The following is a 12,050-nucleotide window of genomic DNA, read 5'->3' on the forward strand; positions in this document are numbered from 1 at the left end:
TTATTGGTGGTTTTCGGCAAAGGCGGCCAGACGCCGGTCGAGCAGGTCGAACTGCTCCGGGCGGTTCATCTGCGAGATGCAGACGCGGATGCCCGCCTGCTGGCTGCCCGTCGAGGTGAGCGAGATGGCGCAGATGCCGTAGAGCAGCAGTTCGGAGAGCAGCTCCGCGCTCGACAGGTCGCGGTAGCCCACCGTATAGAAGAATCCGTCGCTGACCTTCTCCCCGAGGTCGCGGTCGTAGACGATGTGGAATCCGTGGCGGAGGAATATCTCCTTCGACTCGGCGGCCCGGAGGGCGTATTCCGACGTCTCGGCCACGAAGTCGAGCTCGCTGTCGGCCGCGGCGCGGAACATCGCCGCCAGGGCGTGCTGCGCCGAGTGGCTCGTGCCCGACGAGGCGGCGTAGAGGATCATCAGCACGTAGGCGTCGCCCAGACGCCCCATGCTGTAGCGCTCGCGCAGGGCGGGGTATTCGCGCCGGTAGAGCTCCTCGGGGATGACCACCGTGGCGATGCGCTGCCCGGCGTAGCTGAAAATCTTGGAGCCCGAGAGCATCAGGATGTAGTTCTTCGTGTAGCGGGCGACGGTCGCCTGATAGGGCGGTTCGAAGGGACGCCCGAGCGGCTTGCGGAAGTCCATGCAGAGGTAGGCGAGGTCCTCGATGACGATCGCGTCGTAGCGCGTGGCCAGCTCGCCGATCGTGCGCAGCTCCTCCTCCGTGAGGCAGATCCACGCCGGGTTGTTGGGATTCGAGTAGACGATCGCCGCGACGTCGCCCTGACGCAGGTAGCTCTCGATCTTCGGTCCGAGCTTCTCGGCGCGGTACTCGTAGATGTCGAACGACTCGGAGGGGATGTCCAGGATGCGCACCTGGCTCCGCTGCACGGGGAAGCCCGGGTCGATGAAGAGGATCTTCCGCTTGGCGGGGTTCAGCTGCGAGCAGAGCAGGAAGGTCGTGAAGCTCCCCTGCATCGACCCGACGGTCGGGATGCAGCCCTGCGGCGCCACGTCGATGTCGAGAAAGGCCTTCAGGAAGCGGGCGGCCTGCTCCTTGAGCTCCGGGATGCCGAACATGTTGGGGTACTGCGACGCCACGCCGCGGCGCAGCGCCCCGCATTCGGCCTCGACGCCGATACGCTCGGGCGGCAGCCCCGGAACCCCCATTTCGAGGTGCAGGAACTCCGCACCCGTTTCGCGCTCCATGATGCGGGCGATGTCGCCCGACTGTCGGATCGTCGCCTGCGCGATGTCGGCGATGTCCATGCGCTCCAGTGCGGAGGCGAGCACGGACCGGTCAAAGGGAACGTCCATCATTCGGTCTGTTTTTTAGCCTGTTCGTATCCGGTGCGGAAGGCCGCGAGGTTCATCTCGACCACGGCGTCGCCCTTGCGGGCGAAGATGTCGCGGATGCCCTGTTCGAACTTCCCGGCCTCGAGCCCCAGGAAGGGCGCCGCGGCGCCCAGCAATACCATGTTGGCCGAGCGGGGCGATGCTGCGGCCCTGGCCAGCGCATCGACGTCGAGTGCCACGACGTGCGGCAGCGAGGCCAGCTCGCGCTGCAGCACCCCGGCGTCGGGATAGTTCGGGATGTTGACGAACGGCACGGTGTTGGTGATGACCCAGCCGTCGGCCGCGAGCCACGGCAGGTAGCGCAACGCCTCCATCGGTTCGAGCGAGATGATGAGGTCGGCGCCTCCGCGCGGGATGAGGTCCGAAGCGATGTGCGACGACGAGATGCGCAGGTTCGACTGCACGTCGCCGCCGCGCTGGCTCATGCCGTGGACTTCGGCCTGTTTGATCTGCAGCCCCTCCTCGAGGGCGGCGCGTCCGATGACGGTGGCGATCGAGAGGATACCCTGTCCTCCGACGCCCGAAAGGATGATGTCCTTCTTCATGGCTCTATGCTTCTTTGTTCGTTTTCATACGCTCCGCCGCATGGCGCTTGGCGGTCTGGATGCATTCGCGGCGCGGGATGATGACCGACACGCCGCGGTATTCGATCTCCTCGCGGATCATCCGCTTGAGCTCCTCGCGGTTCTTCGGAAGGGGCACGACGACGCGGATGTGCGCCGGGTCGACGCCGATGCCGGCGCAGATCGACTCCAGACGGCCCGTGCCGGCCGAGTCCTGACCGCCGGTCATGCCCGTGGTGAGGTTGTCCGAGATGATGACGGTGATGTTGGCCCCCTCGTTCACGGCGTCGAGCAGGCCCGTCATGCCCGAGTGGGTGAAGGTCGAGTCGCCGATGACGGCCACGGCGGGGTGCTGTCCCGCATCCGCGGCCCCCTTGGCCATGGTGATCGAGGCGCCCATGTCGACGCAGGTGTCGATGGCGTGGAACGGCGCGAGCCAGCCGAGCGTGTAGCAGCCGATGTCGCTGAAGACGCGGCCGGCGGGGTACTCCTCGCGGATGACCTCCGTCAGTGCGGTGTACATGTCGCGGTGGCCGCAGCCCTGGCAGAGGGCGGGCGGACGCGGCACGACGATCTGGCTGGCGGCGTGTGCCGGGTGGGGCGCAAGGCCCAGTGCGGCGCGCACGCTGTCGGGCGTCAGCTCGCCCGTGCGGGGCAGGTCGCCCGTCAGACGGCCGCGCACGACGACCGGCGTGGGCAGGATGCCGCGGATGGCCTCCTCGACGAAGGGCTGGCCCTCCTCGATGACGAGCAGCGAGCCGCACTCGGCGGCCATGCGGCGGACGAGAGCCCCCGGCAGCGGGTATTGCGAGACCTTGAGCACGGGATGCGGGCAGCCGTCGGGGCAGTTTTCCATAAGGTAGTTCCAGGCGATGCCGCAGGTGATGATGCCCGTCGTGCGGTCCTTGCCGTCGGTGTAGCTGTTGAAGGGGCTCGTTTCGGCCTCCGTCTCGAGGGCGGCGTAGTCCTCGATGAGCCGTTTGTAGCGCACGCGCGAGTTGCCGGGCATGAGCACCCACTGGCGCGTGTTGGCCGGGCAGGCGAGCGGGTTCATTTCGCGCAGGTCGGCCGTCTCGACCACGGCGCGCGAGTGTGCCATGCGGGTGGTCAGGCGCATCAGCACCGGAATGCGGAACCGCTCCGAGAGGTCGAACGCCGCGCGGACCATGTCGTAGGTCTCCTGCTGCGTCGAGGGCTCGAAGACGGGAATCAGCGAGAATTTGCCGTAGAAGCGCGAGTCCTGTTCGTTCTGCGAGGAGTGCATCGAGGGGTCATCGGCCGCCACGACGACCAGACCGCCGTTGGCTCCGGTCATCGCCGAGTTGACGAAGGCGTCGGCGGCGACGTTCATGCCGACATGCTTCATGCAGACCAGGGCGCGCTTGCCGGCGAACGACATGCCGAGCGCCTCCTCCATGGCGGTCTTCTCGTTGGCCGACCACGTGCAGTGAATGCCGCGTTCGGCCGCAAGCGGGTGTCCCTGTATGTACTCCGTGATTTCCGTGGAGGGCGTGCCCGGGTAGGCGTAGACGCCCGACAGTCCGGCGTGGAGGGCCCCCAGCGCGAGGGCTTCGTCTCCGAGTAGCAGTTCTCGTCTTGACATATTGGTAGCGGTATTAGGCTGGTTCTACAAAATTATGAATTTTTAATTGAAATGCAATATTTCCTGCCGATTTATTAGTTTGCGATTCGAAATATTGAAAATTGTGCAGATCGAACTCCCTTTTTATTAGAAAAATGAAAATCTCAAAATGAAACGGAATAATTTTGGTTTGACTGGTTTTTTTGCGATCTTTGCACCTCCATTCGAAGTGTAGATGAAAATGCAATCGCCGAACAACAATCAGGTCGACACCGTCCTGAAGTACATCAAGGAGGAGCTTTACTCGGGCCGTCTGCATCCCGGGGAGCGGCTGCCGGCCGAGCGGAAGCTGGCCGAGCAACTCGGTGTGGGGCGTGCGCATGTGCGTGCGGCGTTCCAGAAACTCGAGTTTTACGGTATCGTGCAGACCTTTCCGCAGAGCGGCACGGTCGTGGCGCAGGAGAAGATGCAGGTGCTTGAACGGATGATGACCGATGCGCTGCAGATCGAGCGCTATGACTTTGCATCGCTCGTGCACGTGCGGGTGCTGCTCGAAATAGAGGCTGCGCGCCTGTGTGCCCGCAACCGCACGGAGGAGGACCTGCGGACGATCGAGACGGCGCTGCGCGAGTGCGAGGAGAAGTTCTACACCGAGGAGCGCGTCTCGAAGGACTTTGCCTACCACCAGGCTTTGGCGCGCGGGGCGCACAACCCCGTGATTGCGTCGCTGCTGCTGGTTATCACGCCCGACGTGCTGCGCTACTACCAGCGCTACCGCGTCTGTACGGTGCCGCAGGAGGAGGTCTTCTACGAGCACCGCGAGCTGCTGCGCCTGGTGCGCGAGCAGGACGAGGCGGGCGCCGCGGAGATGATCCGCCGCCACCTGCGCTCGCTGCGCGAGTTCGCCGAGACCTGCAACGAGCAGAACCACTTTCTGGAGTAGCAACGACGGACCGTCGGACGCCGCACGCGGGGTTGCGGCATACGCCTTGCGGGCTGACGGCCGGGACCAGCCGGAACCAATCCGGAACCAATCCGGAACAGCCGTTTGGGGCCGCCGGGCCAAATAAAATAAGGGCAGGAGGGTATCGACCTTCCTGCCCTTGTTGTTTTGGGAATTTGCGGATTAAAAATCGTATCCTTCGATTTTGTCGGCAAATTCGCTCCAACCATCTGCCGATTTATAGGCCTCGACCGAGGCCTGCGGAACATAAATTATCGTATAGTCAAATGCATTCGAGCCCAAAGTCGGCGGTGTTGTGGCTTTACAGTATATTTTGGTCAGGTTGCTGCATGAAGAGAATGCCTCTTCTCCAATCGTCGTAACTCTGTCGGGAATGGTAATGCTTGTTAGGCTGCTGCAAAACCAGAATGCGTGTTTTCCAATCGTCGTAACTCCGTCGGGAATGGTAATGCTTGTTAGGCTGCTGCAAGAATCGAATGCGAACTCTCCAATCGTCGTAACACTTTTAGGAATGGCAATGCTTGTTAAGTTGCGGCAATCTGCGAATGCACTCTGCCCAATCATCGTGACCCCGTGAGGAATGGTGTATGCCGTTAAGCCCGATGGAGCAAATGCCACCAATTTCCCGTCCATAACGAGGCATCGTTGATCTGATGAAACATATTTCCCGGAAAAAGATGTCAGACTGCTGCAACTGGCGAATGCTCCGCCTCCAATCGTTGTAACACTCTCGGGAATGGAAATTTCGGTTATACCGCTGCACTCGCAGAATGCTTGAAATGCTATGGTTTCAACTCCATGGGGAATGGTAATCCTCGTCAGATTCTTACAGCCAAAAAAGACGTTGTCCCCTATGGTTGTGACTTCATTCGGAATGGAGAATTCTGTTAATCCTTCAGGTGCAAAAGCCGCCAATCTTCCATCGACAATCAGGCATCGGTGATCCGATGTAGCATATTTCCCGTAGAAAGACTCCATGTGGGACCATCCACTAAATACGGATTTTCCTAAAGTCGTAACGTTGTCTGGAATTGTAATACTGGTCAATTTTGCGCAAAAACAGAATGCCAAATCATCTATTGTAGTAAGGCTTTCAGGAAGTGTAATATCAGTCATGCTGGTGCAATACGAAAATGCTTCATATCCGATAGTGGTAACTTTATCAGGAATGATAATGCTTGTCTGTTCGAGCCAAGAGAATGCGTTTGCAGGAATCTCTGTAACTACATCGCTAAATGTGATGATCCCCTGCCCATTCTCATATTTGTTCTCAATGATATTATCCATCTCCGGATTCCGGAAGATCACTTCCCCGTCCGATGTGGTGTAGAAAATTGTTTTAAGAGGGTCATAGGAGTTTGCCAGCAAGGGAATATACTCCGACGTCACGTTGCTGTTTCCGTCCGAGATGAACAGGGCTGCGCTGGCCGACTGGTTTCCGGCGAAGAACTCCTCGCCGAGATTCTCACCGCTGGCCTTCACCGTGATGACGCCCGTCTCGGCATCGGCCGCAAACTCGACGACCGGCATCTCGATGAACTCGACAGCGCGCGTCTTCGTGTGAACGGCCTTGACGCTTACGGCGTCCTCCCAAACCTTTTCCAGATCCGTAACAACATTCTTGGGCGAGATCAAAAAGTCCATTTCGGCAATGCCGTTATCCTGTCCCACGATGCGTCGCACCTCGATCTTGCCGTCGTCGTACTGCGGAACGTACGATACGGACTGGATGCGCTTGAGCAGGGCCGCGATCTCATCGGCCATGTCGTCGACCTTGTCCTCCAACTCCGACAGGCGGCGTTCAATGTCGTCAATGCGTGTTGTCAGCATCTGCACCTCCTCGTCGATCCGATTGTTGACGCTCTGGATTTGCTGAGCAATCTTGGTGTCGATGACGCCGTTGTTTGTCTCGATAGCCGATGCGATGGCCTCCTGATAGGCTTCGGTCAGTTCATTCTTGGCCGTCTCGATGGCCTTGTTTACCGCCGCAATCTCGCTTGCCAGCTTCTCGTCTGCCGCGGCATCCCCCTCGGCAATGGCTTCCTGCAACAGCTCTATCTTGGCATCGATGGCCGCAATGTCGTAGTAATTGGCCAGCTTTTCGTTGACCCAGCTCTTCATCGAGGCAACACAATCGTCGATGGCGGAAGATATGGCTGAAGTATAGGCTGCGGTGATCTCCTCACGGGCTGTGCCGATCGCAGCCGTATATGCGTCCGTTATCTCTGTAACCTGCTCCTGGATATCGCTCTCCAGCCCGGCTACGGCGGCGGCGATGTCGGTCTTGATCTTCTCGTTCAGACGCGTTTCCATATCGGCAAGATCCTGATTGATCGTCTCGATGCCGGTGCGAATCGAGGCGATATCGTCAACCAGACCGTTGTACTGCTCCAACGTCGCAAAAGTCGTCTCCACCCAGTTCCGTTGTGCGTCGACCTTGTTATCCAGGTCGGCGATCTTCTGCTCCAGCGACTCGTCGGCTGCTTGCAGCGACTCGATCAGTGCGTTGATCGTATCGATCTTGCCCTGAACTTCCAACTTGTAGCTGTTCAACTGTTCGGTGATATCCGAAAGTCCCGGTTGGGAGTTCTGTCCCAACTCCTCGATCTTGTCTTCCAGATCGGAAATGGATTGTTCGAGGGTACTTACCTTGTCCTGCAGGGTCGCGATATAGTTCTTGATTTCAGAGTCGGCCTGTTGGAGCTGCGGCAAGGTCTTTTGTATCGCCTCTATCTGTTGGCTGATTGTCGGCAGCGAGGTGTTTTCCAGTTTGTCGACCCGATCGGTAAGCTCGTCGATCCGCTCGTCGGTTTTGTTGCAGCCCAGCAGCAACAAGCCACTGAACAACAGGGGTAACAATTTCTTCATGATGTGATTATTTAGATAAACAAATGCCGCCCGTCTTACCGTATCAACTCCTGCTGCGGTGAGTTATGTGCAAAAAGAAAGTGTGGAGTTGTCCGTTTATCTGACAGTAGGCATTTGGCATAGCCCGAGAACAAATAAACAATACCCCACACCGAATAAGTATATATCGGAACGATATATGCCTATGTACGGTGATGAGTGTCTGTACTGCCTATCCTTGCTTACTTAAAAATCGCCAAATTTTACTGTCAAGGATTAGCGAAACACTTTCACTAAATCAGTATGTTGCCATTCGTAGGGAATGACCTCACAAAGTTAGGAAATGTTTTTGATACTCCACACTCTTTTTGGGGTATTGCTACACAAATTTCGCCAAAACAAAGTTTTTATCCAACAATCACTTGGCTGGATTTGAAATTTTGTTCGTTGTAACATGGGATTGCCGTCAGCCGTTTCCGGGCTGCTCTTCTGTTGCTGATTGGTGGCTGCATCCTGCTTGCAAGACAGAAAAAGAGGTCGCCATGCGGATGGCAACCTTCCTAAACGCAAGAAGGAGCGCCTTTTCAGACCCTCCTTCCTTGTGACGCCGACAGGACTCAAACCTGTAACCTTCTGATCCGTAGTCAGATGCTCTATTCAATTAAGCTACGGCGCCATTCCTTTATTGCGAGTGCAAATGTACGGCAAAAATCCGAATCCCGCAAATAATTCCGAAGATTTTTTAATAAAAAATATTGTCCAGACACTTTCTGCACCGTATGCCGGACAGTATCAGCCGGTTACGGATGATGCTCCGGCCGGTTGTCCGTAACGGCATGCCGGCTCGGACGGGAAAAATGGTCCGGAGATGCTTCGGAAACGGCCCAGGAGCGGTTCAAAACCGCTTCGGGAACGGTTCGGGATGCTTCGGGTCCGGGCGGGCCGTTCGGCAACAGTCCGAAAGCAGTCCGGGCCGCTTCCGGCGGCGCTTACTTGACCTCCCGGTCGGGATGCTCCTTCAGGAAGTGCTCCCAGCTCTGCGACCCGCTGCGCGAGGCCGCCTTCTTGCCGCCGCCGAGCCCCTTGACGCGCTCCGGACCGAGGGCCGCCTGGAGCGGGCTCGAGGTCGTGTAGTAGTGGCAGAGCGCCACGGCCATGCCGTCCGTGGCATCGAGGCGCCGCAGCGGACGCTCGACGCCGAGCGTGCGGCAGACGATCGCCGCGACCTGCTCCTTGGCGGCCGAGCCGCGGCCCGTGATGTTCTGCTTGATGCGCGTCGGGGCGTACTCGAAGACCTGCAGCCCGCGGCTTAACGCGGCGGCCATCGCCACGCCCTGCGCCCGCCCGAGCTTGAGCATCGACTGTACGTTCTCGCCGAAGAAGGGCGACTCGAGCGCCACCTCGCGCGGGTGGTATTCGTCGATCAGCGCCCCGACCCGCTCGAAGATGTAACGCAGCTTGGCGTAGGGGTCCGCGAGCTTGTGCAGGTCGATGTCGCCCAGCACGACCGAGCGCACGCGGCGTCCCGCGACCTCCAGCACGCCGTAACCCATGTAGTTCGTGCCGGGGTCGATGCCCATGATGCGGTATGTCTCGTTGGCGGTCATCGTGTCGACGGGGAATCGGAAAACGCCCCTCCGGACAGCGAATCGGAACCGAAGGGGCGTCGATGCGTTGTCTGCGTGAGGACTATTTCAGCAGCTCGGCGATCTTCTCGTAGAGCTCCTCGCCGCGGAGGTTCTTGGCGACGATCGTGCCCTCGGCGTCGATCAGCAGGTTCGTCGGGATGGCCTGCACGGCGTAGGCCTCGGCGGCCTCGTTGCCGAAGGCGTCCAGGGTGCTGACATGAATCCAGTTCATGTTGTTCTGCTTGACGGCACCGAGCCACTTGTCGCGGTCGCGGTCGAGCGAGACGCCGAAGATTTCGAATCCCTTTTTGTGGAACTCGTCGTAGGTCTTCTTCAGGTGGGGCACCTCACCCATGCAGGGGCCGCACCACGAAGCCCAGAAGTCGAGCAGGACGTATTTGTTCGCGGGGTTCTCCACGACGGACTTCAGCGAGATGTTCTTGCCGTCGGCGTCGGGCTGCTCGAAGTCGATGTAGGGCTGGCCGACGTCGCTCTTGACCTTCTGCTCGGCGCTCTGCTTGAGTTCGGTGAGGATGCTGCTCTGCTGCAGTTCGGGCGAGAAGAGGGCGATCTCGTCGAGCAGCTCCTGTCCGGAGAGCTCGTAGGAGAGCTGCTGGGCCAGCAGCAGGGCGCCGAAGAGGTTGGTGCGGTTGGCCTCGTAGGTCGAGCGGATGAGCTGCTCGTACTCCTCCTCGATGGCGGCGCGGCGCTCGTCGGTGGTCTCCGGGTTGCGGACCTCGCGGATCAGGGCGCTTGAGGCGGCCATGAGGGCGTCGTTGGCGTCGTTGGCCGGGGTGCCCGTCACGTGTTTGCGCATGGGGTTCTCGGCATCGTCGGCCACGGTGATCGTGCCCGGCTCGATGAAGACGGCCGAATAGAAGGTTGCCGTCTCGTCGGGTGCGTCGCACAGCGTCAGGATGCCCGGCGTGTCGGCCGTGCCGGTGAGGCGGAACGTGCCGTTCTCGACCGCTGCCGAGTCGACCGGCGTGCGCTCCTCGTCGAGCAGGTAGACCATGCCGTCGAGGCCCTCGATTGTGCCTTCGATGACGTATCCGTTTTTGTTGCCGCAGCTGCACAGCAGGGCGGCCGCAGCGGCGAATGTCAGGATTTTTTTCATGTCGTTATTGTTTTTTGAGTGTTTCGATCTCCCTTTCCAGCTCGCGGACCTGGCGCGCCAGTTCGGGCAGTACCTTGAAGACCGCCGCGGCGCGGTGGTACTGCATGCCCGGCAGGGCGGGGTAGCCCAGGCGGATTTCGTCGTCGGGCACGTCCTTGTCGATGCCGCTCTTCGAGCCGACCTTCACGCGGTTGCCGATCGTCACGTGGTCGGCGACGCCGACCTGTCCGGCGAGGAAGCAGTTGCTGCCCACGCGCGACGTCCCGGCGATGCCGGTCTGTGCCGACGAGACTGTGTTGGCGCCGATCTCGACGTTGTGTCCGATCTGGATCAGGTTGTCGAGCTTCACGCCCCGGCGGATGACGGTCGAGTCGGTCTTGGCGCGGTCGATGCAGGTGTTGGCGCCGATCTCGACGTCGTCCTCGATCAGGACGTTGCCCAGCTGGGGAATCTTGTCGAAGCCCCCTTCGGCGTTGGGCATGAATCCGAATCCGTCGGCGCCGATCACGGCCCCGGCGTGCAGGATGCAGCGGCTGCCCACGACGCATCCCTCGTAGATCTTCACCCCGGGATAGAGCGTCGTGCCGTCGCCGATCACGACGCCGCGGCCGACGTAGACCTGCGGGTAGATCTGGCACCCCTTGCCAATGCGGGCGCCCTCCTCGACGACCGCGAAGTCGCCGATGTAGCACTCCTCGCCCACGCTGGCGCCCGAAGCGACGGAGGCGCGCTCGCTGATCCCCTTGCGGCGGGGCTTGGCGGCCTCGTACATGGCCAGCAGGCGCACGACGCACGCCGCGGCGTTGTCCACGCGCACGAGCGTCGCCGCGACGGGCTGCGACGGGGTGAACGTCCGGTCCACGAGCACGATCGATGCGCCGGTGGTGTAGAGGCAGGGTTCGTATTTCGGATTGGTCAGGTAGGCCAGCGATCCGGCCTTGCCTCCCTCGATCGAGGAGACGGTGTGTACTTTGGCGTCCTTGTCGCCGACGACTTCGCCGCCGAGAAATCCGGCGATCATTTCGGCTGTGAATTCCATCATGGCGTTTTATAGATAGTTTTTGATGTCGATACCTTCGGGCAGAAACTCCTCCACGGTGCGCCCGAACGAGAGCACCTCGCGCACGGTCGACGACGAGATGTCGGCCACGGGGGCCGGGGTGAAGAGCATCACGGTGGTGATGCCGGGGTAGATGCGCCGGTTCGTAGCCTCCATCGTGCGCTCGTACTCGAAGTCGGTGGTGTTCCGCACGCCGCGGATGATGGCGCAGGCGCCCACCTGTTCGGCAAATTCGCCCGTCAGCCCCGTGTAGATGTGGGCCTCGACGCGCCCGTTGCCGGCGTAGATGTCATCGATCAGGTGTTTGCGGTTCTCCACGGTGAGCAGCCCCTGCTTGAGGGTGTTGTTGCCGATGCCGATGACGACCCGGTCGAAGAGGTTGAGCGCCTCGTCGACCAGCGCCGCATGGCCGCGCGTGAAGGGGTCGAACGACCCCGGGAAGATGGCTGTGCGTTTCATTACGGGCAAAGGTAGAAAAAAAAGTCAATATTGAGCAAAAATCACCCGATATTGTACGCCCGCCGGCGGCAGGGCCTCCGTTTTTGCCGTTGCCGGAGCGGCACCGGTTTCGGGCCGGGCGTTACTTTTCGATGCGCACGTACTCTGCGGCGACGATCCGCGTGTGGGGGTTCGTCGAGACGATGCGCTGCCGCAGGGCCTTCGTGCCCCAGCGGATGAAGAGGAAGCGCCGCGGAATGCGGTAGACGATCTGGCGGAGCGTGTCGACGCTCTCGACGCGGCAGCTCACCGAATCGGCCTCGATGCGCCCCTCGACGCTCACCCACGTGTCGTGCCAGCGGAAGAGCCGCACCGTGTCGCGCACGACGAGCGTGTCGCGCAGGCGGATGAAGACCGTGTCGCGCAGCGGGGCGCGGGTTTCGAGCGAGGTCCGGCCGACCGTGCGGGCCGCCGCCTCGAGCCGCCGCATGCGGATGCCCG

General features: G+C 60.6%; 10 protein-coding genes and 1 tRNA gene. 1 reads left to right on the forward strand and 10 read right to left on the reverse strand.

Annotated elements, in window-relative coordinates; genetic code table 11:
- The 3 genes from Q1Y33_RS00670 to Q1Y33_RS00680 are packed head-to-tail and all read right to left on the reverse strand — an operon-like array spanning position 1 to position 3,516.
- Complete coding sequence (locus tag Q1Y33_RS00670) at positions 1–1,314, reverse strand: pyridoxal phosphate-dependent aminotransferase (RefSeq protein ID WP_300797287.1); 1,314 nt, start codon at positions 1,312–1,314, stop codon at positions 1–3.
- Entirely contained in the window at positions 1,311–1,895 is a 585-nt protein-coding gene (locus Q1Y33_RS00675) for an indolepyruvate oxidoreductase subunit beta (protein WP_300797289.1), read from the reverse strand. The genes Q1Y33_RS00670 and Q1Y33_RS00675 overlap by 4 nt, the downstream gene beginning before the upstream one ends.
- A gap of 4 nt (positions 1,896–1,899) precedes the next feature.
- Entirely contained in the window at positions 1,900–3,516 is a 1,617-nt protein-coding gene (locus Q1Y33_RS00680; protein WP_300797290.1) for a thiamine pyrophosphate-dependent enzyme, read from the reverse strand.
- Positions 3,517–3,730: 214 nt separating this feature from the next.
- Here Q1Y33_RS00680 and Q1Y33_RS00685 point away from each other — a divergent pair, with 214 nt between their 5' ends.
- Complete coding sequence (locus tag Q1Y33_RS00685) at positions 3,731–4,438, forward strand: FCD domain-containing protein (protein WP_300797292.1); 708 nt, start codon at positions 3,731–3,733, stop codon at positions 4,436–4,438.
- Between the two features lie 183 nt (positions 4,439–4,621).
- Here the strand turns inward: Q1Y33_RS00685 and Q1Y33_RS00690 are convergent, their stop codons facing one another.
- The 7 genes from Q1Y33_RS00690 to Q1Y33_RS00720 form a co-directional block, all read right to left on the reverse strand.
- Positions 4,622–7,327, reverse strand: coding sequence for a leucine-rich repeat protein (locus Q1Y33_RS00690; protein WP_300797294.1), 2,706 nt, complete (start codon positions 7,325–7,327; stop codon positions 4,622–4,624).
- A 581-nt stretch (positions 7,328–7,908) separates the two neighbouring features.
- A tRNA-Arg gene (locus tag Q1Y33_RS00695) sits at positions 7,909–7,982 on the reverse strand.
- Between the two features lie 313 nt (positions 7,983–8,295).
- Positions 8,296–8,913, reverse strand: coding sequence for a crossover junction endodeoxyribonuclease RuvC (gene ruvC / locus Q1Y33_RS00700; RefSeq protein ID WP_300797296.1), 618 nt, complete (start codon positions 8,911–8,913; stop codon positions 8,296–8,298).
- 82 nt (positions 8,914–8,995) lie between these two features.
- A complete protein-coding gene (locus tag Q1Y33_RS00705) occupies positions 8,996–10,051 on the reverse strand; it encodes a TlpA disulfide reductase family protein (RefSeq protein WP_300797299.1) in 1,056 nt (351 codons plus the stop codon).
- A gap of 4 nt (positions 10,052–10,055) precedes the next feature.
- Positions 10,056–11,093: a UDP-3-O-(3-hydroxymyristoyl)glucosamine N-acyltransferase gene (lpxD, locus tag Q1Y33_RS00710; RefSeq protein WP_300797301.1), complete on the reverse strand. Its 1,038-nt coding sequence runs from the start codon at positions 11,091–11,093 to the stop codon at positions 10,056–10,058.
- A gap of 6 nt (positions 11,094–11,099) precedes the next feature.
- Positions 11,100–11,570, reverse strand: a complete 471-nt coding sequence (gene coaD / locus Q1Y33_RS00715) for a pantetheine-phosphate adenylyltransferase (RefSeq protein WP_300797302.1) — start codon at positions 11,568–11,570, stop codon at positions 11,100–11,102.
- Between the two features lie 121 nt (positions 11,571–11,691).
- Positions 11,692–12,050: DUF6549 family protein (locus Q1Y33_RS00720; protein ID WP_363322784.1), on the reverse strand; the 359-nt coding region annotated here is incomplete at its 5' end.

This window comes from uncultured Alistipes sp. (assembly GCF_949296715.1).
In the GTDB taxonomy this organism is placed as follows: domain Bacteria; phylum Bacteroidota; class Bacteroidia; order Bacteroidales; family Rikenellaceae; genus Alistipes.

Excerpts from the sequence above, each read along its gene's own strand:
- Q1Y33_RS00670 (WP_300797287.1), bottom strand. The coding sequence starts at position 1,314 with ATGATGGACGTTCCCTTTGACCGGTCCGTGCTCGCCTCCGCACTGGAG.
- Q1Y33_RS00675 (WP_300797289.1), bottom strand. The coding sequence starts at position 1,895 with ATGAAGAAGGACATCATCCTTTCGGGCGTCGGAGGACAGGGTATCCTC.
- Q1Y33_RS00680 (WP_300797290.1), bottom strand. The coding sequence starts at position 3,516 with ATGTCAAGACGAGAACTGCTACTCGGAGACGAAGCCCTCGCGCTGGGG.
- Q1Y33_RS00685 (WP_300797292.1), top strand. The coding sequence starts at position 3,731 with ATGAAAATGCAATCGCCGAACAACAATCAGGTCGACACCGTCCTGAAG.
- Q1Y33_RS00690 (WP_300797294.1), bottom strand. The coding sequence starts at position 7,327 with ATGAAGAAATTGTTACCCCTGTTGTTCAGTGGCTTGTTGCTGCTGGGC.
- ruvC (WP_300797296.1), bottom strand. The coding sequence starts at position 8,913 with ATGACCGCCAACGAGACATACCGCATCATGGGCATCGACCCCGGCACG.
- Q1Y33_RS00705 (WP_300797299.1), bottom strand. The coding sequence starts at position 10,051 with ATGAAAAAAATCCTGACATTCGCCGCTGCGGCCGCCCTGCTGTGCAGC.
- lpxD (WP_300797301.1), bottom strand. The coding sequence starts at position 11,093 with ATGATGGAATTCACAGCCGAAATGATCGCCGGATTTCTCGGCGGCGAA.
- coaD (WP_300797302.1), bottom strand. The coding sequence starts at position 11,570 with ATGAAACGCACAGCCATCTTCCCGGGGTCGTTCGACCCCTTCACGCGC.